The organism is Streptomyces sp. NPDC049627 (assembly GCF_044465645.1).
Lineage (GTDB): Bacteria > Actinomycetota > Actinomycetes > Streptomycetales > Streptomycetaceae > Streptomyces.
The window spans coordinates 1-16,523 of sequence record NZ_JBITLW010000025.1; the positions used below are offsets into that span (position 1 = coordinate 1).

Here is a 16,523-nt window from a genome sequence, read left to right on the forward strand (position 1 = left end):
AACCCGGAAGCTAAGCCTTACAGCGCCGATGGTACTGCAGGGGGGACCCTGTGGGAGAGTAGGACACCGCCGAACAATTCTTGAGAAAACCCCCGGCCGGGGATACCGGTTCGGGGGTTTTCTGCATTTCCGGTTCGGGATCTGGTGGGGTCCCAGTATCAGGGGGAAGTCCGTCAGACTCCCCCGTTGGACTACAGACGACCTGCCGTCTTCAGAGCCAGATAGGCGTCCGCCAATGCCGGCGCGAGTTCTTCCGGCGTTGCGTCGACGACCGTGACGCCGTGACGGCGGAGTTGTTCCGCTGTGCGGTGGCGTTCGCTCTGGGCCTGGGCGGCGGCTGCGGCCTCGTACACAGAGTCCGTGTTTCCGCGTGCGGTTGCCATGCGCGCGATGTGAGGATCCGCTACTGATGCCAGCAGAATCGTATGGCGCTGGGTGAGCTGGGAGAGTACAGGGAGCAGGCCCTCCTCGATCGGGGCGGCATCCAAGGTGGTCAGCAGGACGATCAAGGAGTGGCGGGGCGCCGTCCGCAGGGCCATGGCCGTAAGGCCTCGCGCGTCCGTTTCGATCAGCTCCGGCTCGATCGTGGCCATTGCGTTGACCAGGGAGGGCAGAACCTCGCCTGCTGTGCGGCCCTGGACGAGGGCACGTACCCGGCGGTCGTAGGCCAGGAGGTCCACGCGGTCGCCGGCTCGCGAGGCGAGGGCGGCCAGGAGCAGTGCCGCGTCCATGGCGGCGTCGAGGCGTGGAGCGTCGCCGACGCGTCCTGCGGAGGTGCGGCCGGTGTCCAGGACGAGGAGGATGTGGCGGTCGCGCTCGGGGCGCCAGGTGCGTACGGCGACCGTTGACTGGCGGGCCGTAGCACGCCAGTCGATGGAGCGGGTGTCGTCGCCGGGGACGTACTCGCGCAGGCTGTCGAATTCTGTGCCCTCGCCGCGCGTGAGCACGCTGGTGCGGCCGTCGAGTTCGCGGAGGCGGGCCAGTTTGGAGGGCAGGTGCTTGCGGCTTGTGAAGGGGGGCAGGACCCGCACCGTCCAGGGAACTTTGTGGGTGCCCTGGCGGGAGAAGAGACGCAGGGGGCCGTACGAGCGAATCGTCACGCGGTCGGCCTGGCGGTCGCCGCGGCGGGTGGGCCGTAGGCGGGTCGTGATGCGGCGGCGTTCGCCGGCGGGGACCGTCACGCGGTGACGGGAGGCCGCCACCTCTGTGCCTGGCTGCCAGCTGCTGGGCGGCCAGGCGTCGCGGAGTTGGGCGCGGAGGGGGCGGCCGGACGGGTTGGTGATCGTGAGGGTGACGTCGGCCGTTTCGCCCAGGCGAACGGAGGTGTCGCCGGAGCGGGTCAGGCCCAGGCGGCGTACGGGTGCCGCCAGGGCGAAGTCGCAGGCGCAGGCCGCAACCAAGGGGCCGTTGATCGCGAGGATGCCCGTCCAGCTGGGTTCCCAGATGGCTACGGGGAGGGAGCCTAGGGCCGCGAGGAGTGCGGCGCGTCCGGTGAGTGCCATCAGCGGGGGACGGGGACGTGGGCGAGGATCGCGTTGATGACGGAGTCGGCCGTGACGCCTTCCATCTCGGCCTCCGGGCGGAGCTGCACGCGGTGGCGGAGAGTGGGCAGGGCCAGTGCTTTGACGTCGTCGGGGATGACGTAGTCGCGGCCTGTCAGCCATGCCCATGCTCGGGCGGTGGCCAGGAGGGCCGTGGCGCCGCGTGGGGAGACGCCCAGGGTCAGGGACGGCGATTCGCGGGTGGCTCGGCAGATGTCGACGACGTAGGCCGTGATCTCCGGGGAGACCGTCGTCTTGGCCACCGCTGCGCGCGCCGCCTCCAGGTCTGCGGGGCCTGCTACGGGGCGCACGCCGGCGGCGCGCAGGTCGCGGGGGTTGAAGCCCTCGGCGTGGCGGGTGAGGACGTTGATCTCGTCCTGGCGAGAGGGGAGCGGGATCGTGAGTTTGAGGAGGAAACGGTCCAGCTGGGCTTCGGGGAGGGGGTAGGTGCCCTCGTATTCCACCGGGTTCTGCGTCGCGGCGACCAGGAACGGGTCGGGGAGCGGGCGGGGGGTGCCGTCGACGGTTACCTGGCGTTCCTCCATGGCCTCCAGGAGGGACGACTGGGTCTTCGGCGGGGTGCGGTTGATCTCGTCGGCGAGGAGGAGGTTGGTGAAGACCGGGCCGGGCTGGAAGGAGAACTCGGCGGTGCGGGTGTCGTAGACGAGGGAGCCCGTCACGTCGCTCGGCATCAGGTCGGGGGTGAACTGGACGCGCTTGGTGTCGAGTTCGAGTGCGGATGCGAGGGCGCGGACGAGCAACGTTTTGGCGACCCCAGGGACTCCTTCCAGTAGAACGTGTCCGCGGCAGAGGAGGGCGACGACGAGGCCGGTCACGGCGGGGTCCTGGCCGACCACGGCTTTGGCGATCTCGGCGCGCAGGGCTTCCAGGGAGGCGCGGGCGGTGCCCGGGTCCCCGGTGTTCCCGGCGTTGTCAGTGGTCGGGTCCATCATGGACGGCGTACCTCTCTTTCGAGGGCGTCGAGTTGGTCGGCGAGGGCGATGAGGGCCGCGTCGTCGCTGGGCGGCGGGCCGAAGAGAAGAGTGTGCAGGGTCTGTCCGTCTCCGTGGTTGTGGAGGTGGGCGGACAGAGCGGGGAGCAGGGCCTCGGGCGCATGCGCCTGGGAGACGGGAACGCCTACGAGGGGGGCGAGGCGGGTGCGGGTGGTGGAGCGAAGAGCGGCGGCCGCGCGGTCGCGGGCGTTGGCCTTGCGGTAGAGGCGGGCACGGCCTTCGACGGTCTCGGAGGCGCGGATCGCCACGGGGAGTTTCTCGGGTACGAGGGGGCCGAGTCGGCGTGCCCTCCACAGAGCGGCCAGGGCTGCGGCGATGAAGAGTTGCAGGGTGCCCCAGATCCAGCCCGAGGGGAGCAGGTCGAAGAAGCCGCGTTCGTCGTCCGCGGCGTCGGCCGACGTGTCGGAGAGCGAGGGGAGGTACCAGACCAGATGGGGGCGGGAGCCGAGGAGTTGGAGGGCGAGCGAGGCGTTGCCCTGCTCGTCGAGACGTTCGTTGTAGAGGATGTCGGGGGCGCCGAGGACGACGGTGTCGCCGTCTCCGGTGGTCTCCGGGACACGCAGCAGGGTGGCCAGGCGTTCGCTGGGGTAGCACTCGTCGGCGCCGAGACGGGTCGTGGTGTAGCGGATGCCTCCCAGGTCGGCGGTGCCCGCGCGCTGGGCCGCGGGCAGGGCGCAGTCGGGGGAGAGCTCCGAGTCGAGGCTGGTGGCGGGGTCTGCGGTGACTCCGGGGACGAGTTTTTCGACGGACCAGCTGCCCGGGGCGACGAGGACGGTACGGCCGCCGGAGCCGGCGGTCGACGAACGCAGCGACGTCTGTTGACGGTGCGTCAGCAGATCGGGGACGGCGACCAGGAGGGTGGTGTCCGCGGCGGCCGCGGCGCGTGCCTCCTCCAGGGTGGTGACCACGCGGGTGTCCACGCCGCGGTCGGCGAGGAGCTCGGTGACCGCGCGGCTGCCCTTGGGGTCGGCGGAGCGTGGGTCGAGGGTGCCGTGCCGGGCGTCGGAGCGGATCGTGGCGATCGCTACGGCTGCCGCCAGCAGGGCGACGACGGCGAGAGCGACGCCTCGCGCGTGGGTCCAGATCTGGCGTGCCGTGGGCGAGGCCGCGGTGGAGGGGAGCTGGGCCTCGGTGGTCATTCGGCGGCTCCCTGGCGGGCGTTGTGCGCCGTGCTGGGGGCGCTGCTCGCGAGCTGTGGCTTGCTGTTCTCCAGGTCGCGGTCGAGTGTGGCGATGCGCTGGTACGCCTGCTGGGTCGCGCTCCGTCCGCCGTATGTCACGTCGTCGAAGTCCCGGGCGGCGGCGCGCAGTCGATCCGTGTGGGAGGGCAGCGAGCGGCCCGCTTCGGCGGCGGCCTCGTCCGCGGTGCGGCCTGGGCGGACGTCGAGGAGCGCGCGTTCCTCGAGGGAGCGGACGATGGCGCGCATGCGTTCCTGGACGGCCTGGTTCCAGTGGCCCTGGGCGGCGTGTGCTTCGGCGGTGGCTCGGTGTTCGGCGGCGGTGCGGGGGCGGTCGTCGAACAGGGCGGTGGTGGAGGTGGGTTCGCGGCGCGGGGTGCCCAGGCGCCACCAGAGGGCACCGAGGACCGCGAGGACGACCAGGATGACGACGATGAGGCCGAGCGGTCCTCCGGGCGTCACGGTCGAGGCCCTGCTGAACAGGTCCTCGACCCAGTCCCAGAAGGCGTCCAGGGCGCGCTGGAACCAACTGGGTTCGTTCTGGTGGTACATGCCCTTGGACAGCTCGCGCCGGGCGGCTTCCCGCGCGGGATCACGCGGGATCGTCAGTGGCGGCTCGTCGTCCGAGCGTGTCAGCAGCAACAGGCGTATGGCCCCGTCCGGCAGTGCTGACGCTGTTGTGAGAACTCCCCCCGCCAGGCTCACCGGTTCAGCTCCCCGGGGTGGTGGTGCCGTAGCCCTGGACGCCGGCTGCGCGGGCCAGTTCGAGGTCGAGGGCCTCGCGGCGGATGCGCTGGTCGATGTAGAGCAGGACGGTGACGCCGGCCGTGATCGGGAAGGTGATCATGGAGCCGATCACCGAGCCGATGCCGCTGACGATGAGGAACGTCCAGCCGAAGTCGGTCGTGCCGTTGAGGAAGCTGGCCGCGCCCTCGCCGCTGAGGGCGCCGCCGAGGAAGGTGAAGGGGATGACGACGATCGCCGCGACGATGTTCGCGATGATCGTGGCCAGCAACTGGATGCCGAAGACGCGCCACCAGGAGCCGCGGACGAGCTTCGCGGAGCGGCTCAGTGCCTTGAAGATGCCCTGCTTCTCCAGCATCAGCGCGGGCGAGGCGAGGGAGAAGCGGAACCACAGCCACAGCGCGACGATGCCGGTGCCGAACATGCCCAGGACGGCGAGCGCCGCTCCTCCGTCGCCGGAGCCGGATGCGGCCACGAGGATGCCGGGCACGGCACCTGCGACCAACAGGCCGAAGGCCATGAGCAGCAGCAGGAAGAGCAGGCCGAAGAGCCGCAGTACCTGAGGGCGGGCATCGTGCCAGGCCTCGCCGGTGGTCACCGACTTGCCGAGCACCGCGCGGCTGGTGACCGTCGTGAGCAGAGCGGTCGCGGCGATCGCGCCGATCACCGAGATCAGGAAGATCACGCTGGAGCTGAGCAGGGCGTCGCGCGTGGCGCGAGCGAGCTCGCTGAGGGTGGCGCTCGGGTCGTTGAGGGCCTCGGTGTTGGTGCGGTCGTTCAGGACGAAGCCCTGGAGGAGGATGACGAGGATCTCCGTCACGATCGCGACGGTCAGCGAGATGCCGAGGACCGTGCGCCAGTAGGTGCGCATGGTGGAGACCGCGCCGTCGAGGATCTCGCCGACGCCGAGGGGGCGCAGCGGGATCACGCCGGGCTTGGCAGCGGGCGGTGGGCCGCCCCAGCCGCTTCCCCAGGCGCCGTAACCGCCGGGGGCGCCGTAGCCGGGGTGGCCGCCGCCGTATCCCCCGGGGCCGGCGGGCGGGGGAGTGCCCCAGCCCGGGCCGGGCGGTGGGGGTGGCGGGGTCTGGCCTTGAGCCTGGGGTCCCGTCGGGGCGGACCACTGGCCGGGCGGCGGCTGCTCCTTGGACCACTTCGTGCCGGGGCCCTGTGGGTCCGGTCCCGGCTGCTGTTCGGGATCGGGACGGTCTGCGGGCTCGGCAGGTCCGGACGCCGCCGGTTCCTGCCCGTCGGACGGGGCGGATCCGGGCGAGGCCCAGCCCGGAGTGTCTTTCATCGTCGCTCCTTCACGGTGCCCGTCCGCGGTCGCGGCGGCAGGTTGGCAGCCATCGTGCCATGGGGCGGTCGGCGAGGTACCGGCCGCGGTATCGGCTGCACACCTTCAATTGTCCGGCGGACAAAGGGCAGACTGGCCGCATGGCTGATCAGCACGCGCAATTCGGCGAGGACAGCAAACCGACAGGGATACCGGCGATCCGGTGGGACGAGCCACCCGAGGGCCCCGTTCTGGTCCTTCTCGACCAGACGAGGCTGCCGGCCGAGGAGGTCGAGCTGGTCTGTACGGACGCGCCCGCGCTGGTGGAGGCGATCCGTTCGCTCGCCGTGCGCGGGGCGCCGCTGCTCGGGATCGCCGGGGCGTACGGTGTCGCGCTCGCCGCCGCGCGCGGGTTCGACGTGGATGCCGCGGCGGAGTCGCTGGCGGGTGCCCGGCCCACCGCGGTGAACCTCGCCGTCGGCGTGCGCAGGGCTCAGTCCGCCTACCGGGCCGAGCTCGCCGAAAGTGGTGATGTCGCGCAGGCCGCCGCGGCGGCACTGGCTGCTGCGCGGGCGTTGCACAAGGAGGACGCCGCGGCCAGCGCCCGGATGGCCGAGCGTGGGCTGGCACTGCTGGACGAGCTGCTGCCCGGTGGTGGGCACCGCATCCTCACGCACTGCAACACAGGGGCGCTGGTGTCGGGAGGCGAGGGCACCGCGTTCGCGGTGGCGCTTGCGGCGCACCGGGCCGGGCGGCTGAGGCGGCTGTGGGTGGACGAGACGCGGCCGTTGCTGCAAGGGGCTCGTCTGACGGCGTACGAGGCCGCGCGCAACGGGATGGCGTACACCTTGCTCACGGACAATGCGGCGGGCTCGCTGTTCGCTGCCGGTGAGGTGGACGCGGTGCTGATCGGGGCGGACCGGATCGCGGCCGACGGCTCGGTGGCGAACAAGGTGGGGAGCTATCCGCTCGCCGTGCTCGCGCGGTACCACCATGTGCCGTTCATCGTGGTGGCGCCGCTGACGACGGTGGATCCGCAGACGCCGGACGGGGTGTCCATCGAGGTCGAGCAGCGTCCTGGGTTCGAGGTGACCGAGATCGTGGCGCCTCAGGTGCCGGTGGCGGGAGCGGAGGCGGGTGGCGGGATTCCGGTGGCGCCTCTGGGGACGCAGGCGTACAACCCGGCGTTCGATGTGACGCCGCCCGAGCTGGTGACGGCGATCGTCACTGAGGAGGGCGCTGTGTCGCCGGTGACTGCTGAGGCGCTGGCGGAGTTGTGTGCCAGGTCGCGTCAGGTGACACAGACGTTGTGAAGTAGGGGTCGGGACCAGTCGGGGCAAGGGTGGGTGAATGCGCCCAGAGGTCACACTCCGTCCTGTCGGCGAGGGCAGACAGTAGCCATCGCGTACGACTAAGGTCACTGGCCGGTGACCTATCTCACCACTGCCTTCGCCACTGTTATGAGAATGGGATGATGGCATCCATGAAGGGACGAGTCCTTGTCGTCGACGACGACACCGCACTGGCCGAGATGCTCGGCATCGTGCTGCGTGGTGAAGGTTTTGAGCCGTCTTTCGTAGCCGACGGCGACAAGGCGCTGGCCGCATTCAGGGAGACCAAGCCCGATCTGGTGCTGCTCGACCTGATGCTGCCCGGGCGGGACGGTATCGAGGTGTGCCGCCTGATCAGGGCGGAGTCCGGGGTGCCGATCGTGATGCTCACGGCCAAGAGCGACACCGTGGACGTGGTGGTCGGTCTGGAGTCCGGCGCGGACGACTACATCGTGAAGCCGTTCAAGCCGAAGGAGCTTGTCGCCCGGATCCGGGCGCGGCTGAGGAGGTCGGAGGAGCCGGCGCCCGAGCAGCTGGCCATCGGTGACCTGGTCATCGATGTGGCCGGGCACTCCGTGAAGCGGGACGGGCAGTCCATCGCGCTGACGCCGCTGGAGTTCGACCTGCTGGTCGCGCTGGCCCGCAAGCCGTGGCAGGTGTTCACGCGTGAGGTGCTCCTCGAGCAGGTGTGGGGCTACCGGCACGCGGCCGACACCCGTCTGGTCAATGTGCATGTGCAGCGACTGCGCTCCAAGGTCGAGAAGGACCCGGAGCGTCCGGAGATCGTGGTGACCGTTCGTGGCGTCGGCTACAAGGCAGGGCCGAGCTGACATGTCCGGGGACAGTGCCGCTTCGGCCCCCGGTCGGACCGGGGCCCGTCCGGAGCGGCCTGTCGGTCCGAAGAAGGCGGGCTCCCGCTGGGGACGGTTCCTTGAAGGCGGGCTGCTGCAGGGCGGAGTCCAGGGCAGCCCGGTCCTTCGGCTGGTACTGCGCTGGGTGCGCCGGCCGCTGCTGCCCGTCATGCGGTTGTGGCGGCGCAATATCCAGCTCAAGGTCGTCGTCACGACTCTGTTGATGTCGCTGGGCGTGGTTCTTCTGCTGGGCTTCGTCGTCATCGGGCAGGTGCGCAACGGCCTGCTGGACGCCAAGGTGAAGGCCTCGCAGAGCCAGGCCACGGGCGGGTTCGCGGCGGCCAAGCAGCGGGCGGAGGAGGCGGCGGCCGGGACCGCTGACGACCGTTCGGCGGCGGACGAGCCTTTCGACCAGAACGTCAGCCCGTGGATGACCGATCTCGTCTCCTCGCTCTCCAGTGGCGGGCAGGGCGCCTTCGAGGTGGTGACGCTCCCCGCCTCCGCGGGAAGTGACAGCGGAGGGCGCGGGCGGCGTGGCTCCGGCCTTGTCGACCCGACGGCGAGCGTGCCCGAGGCACTGCGTGAGCGGATCGACAGCGCTACAGGCGCGTTCCAGAGCTACACCCGCATCGTCTACCTGCGCGCGGCGCACAAGGAATCGCAGCCGGCCCTGGTCATCGGCAAGCAGGTCAACGACCCCAACGACGACCCGTACCAGCTGTACTACCTCTTCCCGCTCACCCAGGAGGAGAAGTCGCTCAGCCTGGTCAAGGGGACGCTCGCCACCGCCGGTCTCTTCGTGGTCGTACTGCTCGGGGCCATCGCCTGGCTCGTGGTGCGGCAGGTCGTCACGCCGGTGCGGATGGCGGCCGGGATCGCCGAGCGGCTGTCGGCCGGGCGTCTGCAGGAACGGATGAAGGTCACCGGCGAGGACGACATCGCGCGGCTCGGTGAGGCCTTCAACAAGATGGCGCAGAACCTGCAGCTGAAGATCCAGCAGCTGGAGGACCTGTCGCGGATGCAGCGGCGGTTCGTGTCCGACGTGTCGCACGAGTTGCGTACGCCGCTGACGACCGTACGCATGGCTGCCGACGTCATCCATGAGGCGCGGGAGGATTTCGATCCGGTGACCGCGCGGTCGGCGGAACTGCTCGCCGACCAGCTGGACCGGTTCGAGTCGCTGCTCGCCGACCTGCTGGAGATCAGCCGCTTCGACGCGGGCGCGGCGGCGCTGGAGGCCGAGCCGATCGACCTGAGGGAGGTCGTACGGCGCGTCGTCACCGGTGCCGAGCCCCTCGCGGAGCGCAAGGGCACCCGGATACGGATCCTCGGCGACCAGCAGCCGATCGTGGCCGAAGCCGATGCACGGCGCGTCGAGCGTGTGCTGCGCAACCTCGTCGTCAACGCCGTCGAGCACGGCGAGGGCAGGGACGTCGTCGTCAAGCTCGCGGCGGCGGGCGGGGCGGTCGCGGTCGCGGTGCGCGACTACGGCGTCGGGCTCAAGCCCGGCGAGGCGACCCGGGTCTTCAGCCGCTTCTGGCGGGCTGACCCGGCACGCGCGCGTACGACGGGCGGTACGGGGCTCGGGCTGTCCATCGCGCTGGAGGACGCGCGGCTGCACGGCGGCTGGCTGCAGGCATGGGGTGAGCCGGGAGGCGGTTCGCAGTTCCGGCTGACGCTGCCGCGGACCGCGGACGAGCCCCTGCGGGGTTCGCCGATACCGCTGGAGCCCAAGGACTCGCGACGCAATCGTGGACTTAATGACGCCGGTCTGCCGCGTGGCGGCGGTGAGAAGGCCGCGACGGTGCCCTCCCAGTCCACGGGTGACCAGGTGCCTTCGATGCCGTCCAGGGACCCGTTCGCCGCGCGGCTCGGCACGGCGGCCCCCAAGGCTGATCCGACGGCGCTGCCCGGCAACGGCGCGCGCGTGGTCCCCCGGCCCGCCTCGGGCGCACGGCCGCCGGACGACGCAGCCGGCGCGGAAGGGCCGCCGAAGGAGGAAGCCGGGCGGGCAGAGGAGCCGAACAAGCATGGGGAGGCATTTCGTGGGCGCTGACCGCGAAGGGGGTGCCCGGCGCGGGCCGGGACGCGCGGTGGTGTTCGCCGCATGTGGTGTCGTACTGCTCGCGGGGTGCGCCTCGATGCCCGACAGCGGCGATCTGCGTGGCGTCGAGTCCACGCCGCGCCAGGACACCCAAGTGCGGGTCTTCGCCATGCCGCCGCACGAGGACGCTTCGTCGGCGGAGATCGTGACCGGCTTCCTGGAGGCGCTGACCAGCGACGATCCGGACTATGAGATAGCACGCAAGTACCTGACCAAGGAGGCGTCGGACAAGTGGCGGCCCTTGCTGTCCACGACGGTGCTCGCCGACGGGCCAGGTGCTGAAGCCGACCGTGTGCCGGGACGGGAGGAGAGCGACGGCCTGTCGTACACGCTGACCGGCGCCAGGGTCGCCACGGTCGATGCGCAGCAGTCGTACTCGCCCGCCGACGGGGACTACAGCGAGACGATGCATCTCACCCGGGACAAGAAGACCAGGCAGTGGCGCATCGACGTGCCGCCGCGCGGCGTCGTCATGGGCAAGTCGGACTTCCAGCGCAATTACATGTCCGTCGACAAGTACTACTTCGCCACGAACACCACGCTCGGGACTTCCCCGCACACTGCGGCCGTCGCTGATCCCGTCTATGTGCGCAGGAACGTGGACCCGATGTCCGAGATGGTGCGGTCCCTGCTCAAGGGGCCCACCAGTTGGCTCGACCCGGTGGTCAGGTCGAGCTTCCCCACCGGTACGGCGCTGACGAAGGACGTCGCCTCGCTGCCGCCGGACGACCAGAACCGGCTGACGGTGCTGTTGAACGACAAGGCGGCCCGGGTCGGGCTGACCCAGTGCAACGAGATGGCGGCGCAGCTCCTGTTCACCCTGCAGAACCTCACTCCCACGGTGGACGAGGTCGAGCTGCGGGCGGGCGGCAGGCAGCTGTGCGCGCTCACCGAGAACGATGCGGAGGCCATCGCCGCGCGCGGGTCGGTCGAGCGCGCCGAATACCTGTACTTCCTCGACGCCGAGCACCGGCTCGCACGGCTGGCCGCCGCCACCAACGACACGCATCCCGATCCCGTGCCGGGTGCCCTGGGTGAGGGCGACACCGAGCTGGAGTCGGTGGCTGTGTCGCGCGACGAGGACATGGCGGCCGGGGTGGGCCGCGACGGCAAGAACCTGTATGTCGGGGCGCTGGTGTCGGGTGGTCCGCTGGGGGAGCCAGAGCTCACCAGCGCGGGCAGGACGGCCGAGGAGCGGCTGTCGGCGCCCAGCTGGGACGCCCAGGGCGACCTCTGGGTGGCCGATCGCGATCCCCGCCATCCCCGGCTGTTGATGCTGAAGGAGGGCGTGGGCGATCCGCTGGTGGTGAAGACGCCGCCGGGGCTGGAGGGGCGCATCGAGTCCGTCCGGGTTGCCGCGGACGGCGTGCGGATCGCGCTCGTGGTGAAGCAGGGCGACAGGTCGTCGCTGCTCATCGGGCGGATCGAGCACAGCGAGAACGTGAAGGCCGGGGAGCCCGCGGCCGTATCGGTGCACGAACTGCGCTCCGCGACGCCGGAGCTGGAGGAGGTCACCACCATGTCGTGGGCCGGTGACAGCCGGCTCGTGGTGGTCGGGCGTGAGCGGGGCGGCGTCCAGACGATGCGCTACGTCCAGGTCGACGGCTCGACACCGGACGGGCCGGTGCCCGCGGCCCTCAGCGGCGTGAAGGAGATCACCGCGTCCGAGGACGCTCGGCTGCCGCTGGTCGGCTACTCGGAGGACGGGATCGTACGGCTGCCGTCCGGGATGCAGTGGCAGAAGGTGGTGACGGACGGGACCGCGCCGGTTTATCCGGGGTGACGTCGTGTCCGGGGCGGGCCGTTGAGGCTCGGGCCCGGTGAGCGTCGCGGCCGCTTCCGGCCGGAGGGGACTCCGGCCGGAAGCGGCCGCTTCTTTCGTTGCGAGGTGGGCGGCCGGTTCTTCCTCGGGCCGGGGGAATCCGGCGTGGTTGCGGGGTTGAAGTGCGACTTTGGGCGGTGGCCGGAGTTTTCCACAGGCAGTTGTCCACAGGGGTGGTCGGCCGGCGCGGGCGTTGGCACAGTGGTGGGCATGCGGGGGTGGTGGCAGGACCTCACCGACCTGGTGCTGCCGGCCGAGTGCGGGGGCTGTGGCAGGCCGCGTACGGTGCTCTGTCCGAAGTGCCGTGCGGTCCTGAGCGGGGTCGCACCGAGCCGGGTGCGGCCGGTGCCGGAACCGCCCGGGTTGCCGGTCGTGCACGCGGCTGCCCGGTACGCGGACGAGGTGCGGGCTGTGCTGCTGGCCCACAAGGAGCGCGGCGCGCTGGCGCTCGCGGCGCCGCTCGGGACGGCTCTGGCGGGGGCTGTGCGCGCGGGGCTTGGGGACGCCCGTGCGGAGGGCGGTGGGGCATCGGTGCGGGGCGTGCGGTCCTGCGGCTCTCAGGTACGGGCCGGCGGGGCAGGGCGGTTCGGGAGCGCCGGTGTGCCGGTGCTGCTCGTACCCGTTCCTTCCGGGCGCGGGGCGGTACGGGCACGAGGGCATGATCCGGCCCGGCGGATCGCACTCGCGGCCGCGGGCGAACTGCGGCGGGCCGGGACGTCGGCGCGGGTGCTCGCCGTGCTGCGGCAACGGCGGCCGGTGGCCGATCAGTCGGGGCTCGACTCCCGGCAGCGGTGGGGCAATCTCGCGGGCGCGCTGACCGTGGCCCCGGGAGGAGGCCGGCTCCTCGCCGGTGGTGCGGTCGTGCTCGTCGACGACCTCACGACGACGGGTGCTTCCCTGGCGGAGGCGGCGCGTGCCGTGCGGGCGGCCCTGGCGGCGGCGGTGGACTCCCGAAGCCCGGAGCGGGCGGTGGACGCCTGCCGCCCCGACGGCAGGGGCAGTTGCGGCGGTGCGGCGGGAGGAACGTGCGGATACGGCAGAACGGAGGAGGGGGTGGATGCGTATGGATGGGTGACCGCGCACGGAGCGTGCGGTGACGGGAGGTCCGCTGTGTACCTGGCGGGAAGTCGGGAAAGCACTGGGGAACGGAGTGTGGGCTCGACGGAGGGCGTGGTGCGGCGGACGCGTGAGATGCCGGGAATCATGGATACCGGACGGGCCGGTGACGTGATCTGCGCGGCCGTGGTCGCTGCGTCGCCGGATTCTTTCGAGATAAACCGGAACTGACTGCGAACTTGCATCGTTGCAGGTAACGAGAGGGTCAATTCACCTGAACGGAGGTACGCCGCAGTAGAGGGTGACGACATCCGTCCGGGCGAGATATGTTCGGTTGTGAGAGAAAGGCGCAGGCCATCCCTCTCCTATCCGAATGCCGTGCCGCGGGTTTTGCGCAATCACCCGCGACCATGGGGTGGAGATCTTGCCCATGGGGGAGGAGGAGGTGGAAGTCACCGAGTCCGAGGTTCCGGGGTTCCCCGGAGCCGGGTGCAAAAGGGAGATGCTCCGCCGATCGAGCGGAGCGATCCGGGAACGGAGTTCTGCGTGGACATCGTCGTCAAAGGCCGCAAGACCGAGGTGCCCGAGCGGTTCCGCAAGCACGTGGCCGAGAAGCTGAAGCTGGAGAAGATCCAGAGGCTCGATGCCAAGGTGATCAGCCTCGACGTCGAGGTGTCCAAGGAGCCCAACCCCCGACAGGCCGACCGTAGCGATCGAGTGGAGATCACGCTCCGCTCCCGCGGTCCGGTGATCCGGGCGGAGGCAGCGGCCAGTGATCCGTACGCGGCACTCGACCTGGCGGCGGAGAAGCTGGATGCGCGGCTGCGCAAACAGCACGACAAGCGTTTCTCGCGCCGCGGCGCACGTCGGATCTCGGCGGCCGAGGTCCCCGACCACGTTCCGGGCGCGGCGACGCTCAATGGCAACGGCCACACCTTCCAGGAAGAAGAGCCGGAGGGAATTCCCACCAAGAAGATCGGCTCGCTGGAAGTGAAGGGCGAAGGACCCCTCGTCGTGCGCGAGAAGACGCACGTCGCCTCCCCGATGACCCTCGACCAGGCTCTCTACGAGATGGAGCTGGTCGGGCACGACTTCTACCTGTTCGTCGACTCCGAGACCAAGGAACCGAGTGTCGTCTACCGGCGGCACGCCTACGACTACGGCGTCATCCACCTCAGCACGGACCCGATGGTCGCCCAGGCGCAGGCCCCGGCGGCAGGTGGCACGCTGGGCGGCTGATCCATCCGGCTGACGGCTGAGCCGGTGCCCCTGGAGCGCGTGTGCGCCCCCAGGGGCACCGGTGTGCGACCACTTCGCGCCCCGCTCGTCACCGTAGTGTCGGCCGGGCATGAAATCATGGCCGCACCGGCCCAACCGGTGGGTCGTTGCCTTGGGTTGGCGATGGCACAGGACCAGCCACAGCCTTCAGGGGGAGGAACGATGGCGGACAGCTTCGGACCGATGCGGGACGAGGATGCCGACGGCGACGTCGTCGGCATGGGCCCGGAGGCGGGCTCTCCACGCAAGGAGCCGATCAGAGTCCTCGTCGTGGACGACCATGCCCTCTTCCGTCGTGGACTGGAGATCGTGCTCGCGGCCGAGGAGGACATCCAGGTCGTGGGCGAGGCGGGTGACGGCGCGGAGGCCGTGGACAAGGCCGCGGATCTCCTGCCGGACATCGTCCTGATGGATGTCCGCATGCCCAAGCGGGGCGGGATCGAGGCCTGCACCTCCATCAAGGAGGTCGCCCCCAGCGCGAAGATCATCATGCTGACGATCAGCGACGAGGAGGCCGACCTCTACGACGCGATCAAGGCGGGCGCGACCGGTTATCTCCTCAAGGAGATCTCCACCGACGAGGTGGCCACCGCCATTCGCGCGGTGGCCGACGGGCAGTCACAGATCAGCCCGTCCATGGCGTCGAAGCTGCTCACCGAGTTCAAGTCGATGATCCAGCGGACGGACGAGCGCCGGCTCGTGCCCGCGCCGCGGCTGACGGACCGTGAGCTGGAGGTCCTCAAGCTCGTCGCCACGGGGATGAACAACCGCGACATCGCCAAGGAGTTGTTCATCTCCGAGAACACCGTGAAGAACCATGTGCGCAACATCCTGGAGAAGTTGCAGCTGCACTCCAGGATGGAGGCCGTGGTGTACGCGATGCGGGAGAAGATCCTCGAGATCCGATAAGGCGGCCGGCTGATGGCTGGTCTGGCGGGCCCGACGGTCACGCCAGTATGCGTGTGAGCTCCCTGGCGAGTGGCTCGCGCAGTTCGGGTGCGTCGACCCGTTCCACGCGTACGTCCGTGCAGTCGACCCAGCTCGCCGCCTCGGCCAGGGCCTGGGCCACCGCGGGGACGGCCTTCGGGCCGTTCAGGGTGACCTGCTTGGCCACCAGCGTGCGGCCCTCGCGGGCCGGGTCCACGCGGCCGACCAGATGGCCGCTGGCCAGCACCGGCATCGCGAAGTAGCCGTAGACCCGCTTCTGCTTGGGGACGTAGGCCTCCAAGCGGTGGGTGAAGCCGAAGATGCGCTCCGTGCGGGCCCTTTCCCAGATCAGGGAGTCGAAGGGGGAGAGGAGCGTGGTGCGGTGGCGGCCGCGCGGGGGCGTCTCCAGGGCCGTGGGGTCGGCCCAGGCCGCCTTGCCCCAGCCCTCCACCGTCACCGGGACCAGGCCCGAGTCGGCGATCACCGCGTCCACCTGCTCGCCCTTGAGGCGGTGGTAGTCGGCGATGTCCGCGCGTGTGCCGACGCCGAGGGACTGGCCCGCCAGGCGGACCAGGCGGCGCAGGCACTCGGTGTCGTCCAGTTCGTCATGCAGCAGTGACGGGGGGACGGCGCGCTCGGCGAGGTCGTAGACCCGCTTCCAGCCGCGGCGCTCCACGCAGACCACCTCGCCGTACATGAGGGCCCGTTCGACGGCGACCTTCGCGCCCGACCAGTCCCACCACTCGCTGGTCCTCTTCGCGCCGCCCAGCTCTGTGGCGGTGAGGGGGCCTTCGGTGCGGAGCTGTTTGATCACCTGGTCGTAGGCGCCGTCGGGGAGTTCGTGGTTCCAGTGGGGGCGGTTGCGGTAGGCGCGGCGGCGGAAGGCGAAGTGGGGCCACTCCTCCACCGGGAGGATGCAGGCGGCGTGGGACCAGTACTCGAAGGCGTGTGTGTCCGTCCAGTACGCCTTCTCGACCGTCTTGCGGCCTACCGCGCCCAGGCGGGCGTACGGGATGAGTTCGTGGGAGCGGGCCAGGACCGAGATGGTGTCGAGTTGGACCGCGCCGAGGTGACGGAGTATGCCGCGGACGCCGGAGCGGCGGTCGGGACTGCCTAGGAAGCCTTGGGCTCTCAGGGCGATGCGGCGGGCTTCGTCTGCCGAGAGGGTGGCGGTGGGGCGCGGGGTCGTCATGGGTTCGGACGATAGGGGGTGGCACTGACAATGGGGAGTGAGCTGGGGTTTGTGGGAGGGCGGCCGGTGTTGGGGTGGGGTTGGTGGATTCGCCCCCGCCGCCCCTACCCGTCCCATCCTGAAGGGGCGCTGCCCCTTCGACCCCGGTCCCTGGGGGCCTGCGGCCCCCAGACCCCCGCTTCGGGCCCTGAAGCGGCCTCGTCCTCAAACGCCG

General features: G+C 70.7%; 13 protein-coding genes. 7 read left to right on the plus strand and 6 right to left on the minus strand.

What is annotated here, in order from left to right; genetic code table 11:
* Positions 1-191: 191 nt before the first annotated feature.
* From ACIBU0_RS43385 to ACIBU0_RS43405, 5 genes are read right to left on the minus strand one after another with little or no spacing between them, the layout of a single operon-like run.
* A complete protein-coding gene (locus ACIBU0_RS43385; protein ID WP_398830178.1) occupies positions 192-1,502 on the minus strand; it encodes a DUF58 domain-containing protein in 1,311 nt (436 codons plus the stop codon).
* A complete protein-coding gene (locus ACIBU0_RS43390) occupies positions 1,502-2,491 on the minus strand; it encodes an AAA family ATPase (RefSeq protein WP_398830346.1) in 990 nt (329 codons plus the stop codon). Before ACIBU0_RS43390 ends, ACIBU0_RS43385 begins: the two co-directional genes overlap by 1 nt.
* A complete protein-coding gene (locus ACIBU0_RS43395) occupies positions 2,491-3,693 on the minus strand; it encodes a DUF4350 domain-containing protein (protein WP_398830181.1) in 1,203 nt (400 codons plus the stop codon). The genes ACIBU0_RS43390 and ACIBU0_RS43395 overlap by 1 nt, the downstream gene beginning before the upstream one ends.
* Positions 3,690-4,436 (minus strand): DUF4129 domain-containing protein, encoded by a 747-nt coding sequence (locus ACIBU0_RS43400; protein ID WP_398830183.1) that lies wholly within the window; start codon positions 4,434-4,436, stop codon positions 3,690-3,692. Before ACIBU0_RS43400 ends, ACIBU0_RS43395 begins: the two co-directional genes overlap by 4 nt.
* A gap of 4 nt (positions 4,437-4,440) precedes the next feature.
* On the minus strand, positions 4,441-5,769 hold the full coding sequence (locus tag ACIBU0_RS43405; RefSeq protein WP_398830185.1) for a glycerophosphoryl diester phosphodiesterase membrane domain-containing protein: 1,329 nt from the start codon (positions 5,767-5,769) through the stop codon (positions 4,441-4,443).
* Positions 5,770-5,909: 140 nt separating this feature from the next.
* On the opposite strand from ACIBU0_RS43405, the gene mtnA reads away from it, so the two are divergent.
* From mtnA to ACIBU0_RS43440, 7 genes are all read left to right on the plus strand, one after another.
* Positions 5,910-7,061, plus strand: coding sequence for an S-methyl-5-thioribose-1-phosphate isomerase (gene mtnA, locus ACIBU0_RS43410; protein ID WP_398830187.1), 1,152 nt, complete (start codon positions 5,910-5,912; stop codon positions 7,059-7,061).
* Between the two features lie 158 nt (positions 7,062-7,219).
* Positions 7,220-7,909 carry a two-component system response regulator MtrA gene (mtrA, locus tag ACIBU0_RS43415; protein ID WP_272124745.1) on the plus strand — a complete coding sequence of 230 codons (690 nt, stop codon included), beginning with the start codon at positions 7,220-7,222 and terminating at the stop codon, positions 7,907-7,909.
* Between the two features lies 1 nt (position 7,910).
* The gene (mtrB, locus tag ACIBU0_RS43420; protein ID WP_398830191.1) at positions 7,911-9,986 is read left to right on the plus strand and encodes an MtrAB system histidine kinase MtrB; all 2,076 of its coding nucleotides are present in this window, start codon (positions 7,911-7,913) and stop codon (positions 9,984-9,986) included.
* The gene (locus ACIBU0_RS43425; RefSeq protein WP_398830194.1) at positions 9,976-11,817 is read left to right on the plus strand and encodes an LpqB family beta-propeller domain-containing protein; all 1,842 of its coding nucleotides are present in this window, start codon (positions 9,976-9,978) and stop codon (positions 11,815-11,817) included. Before mtrB ends, ACIBU0_RS43425 begins: the two co-directional genes overlap by 11 nt.
* A 249-nt stretch (positions 11,818-12,066) precedes the next feature.
* Positions 12,067-13,143 carry a ComF family protein gene (locus tag ACIBU0_RS43430; protein ID WP_398830196.1) on the plus strand — a complete coding sequence of 359 codons (1,077 nt, stop codon included), beginning with the start codon at positions 12,067-12,069 and terminating at the stop codon, positions 13,141-13,143.
* A gap of 315 nt (positions 13,144-13,458) precedes the next feature.
* Positions 13,459-14,151 (plus strand): ribosome hibernation-promoting factor, HPF/YfiA family, encoded by a 693-nt coding sequence (gene hpf / locus ACIBU0_RS43435; RefSeq protein WP_398830199.1) that lies wholly within the window; start codon positions 13,459-13,461, stop codon positions 14,149-14,151.
* A 201-nt stretch (positions 14,152-14,352) separates the two neighbouring features.
* Positions 14,353-15,099: a response regulator gene (locus tag ACIBU0_RS43440; RefSeq protein WP_398830201.1), complete on the plus strand. Its 747-nt coding sequence runs from the start codon at positions 14,353-14,355 to the stop codon at positions 15,097-15,099.
* A 37-nt stretch (positions 15,100-15,136) separates the two neighbouring features.
* Here the strand turns inward: ACIBU0_RS43440 and ACIBU0_RS43445 are convergent, their stop codons facing one another.
* Positions 15,137-16,309 (minus strand): winged helix-turn-helix domain-containing protein, encoded by a 1,173-nt coding sequence (locus ACIBU0_RS43445; RefSeq protein WP_398830204.1) that lies wholly within the window; start codon positions 16,307-16,309, stop codon positions 15,137-15,139.
* Positions 16,310-16,523 lie beyond the last annotated feature (214 nt).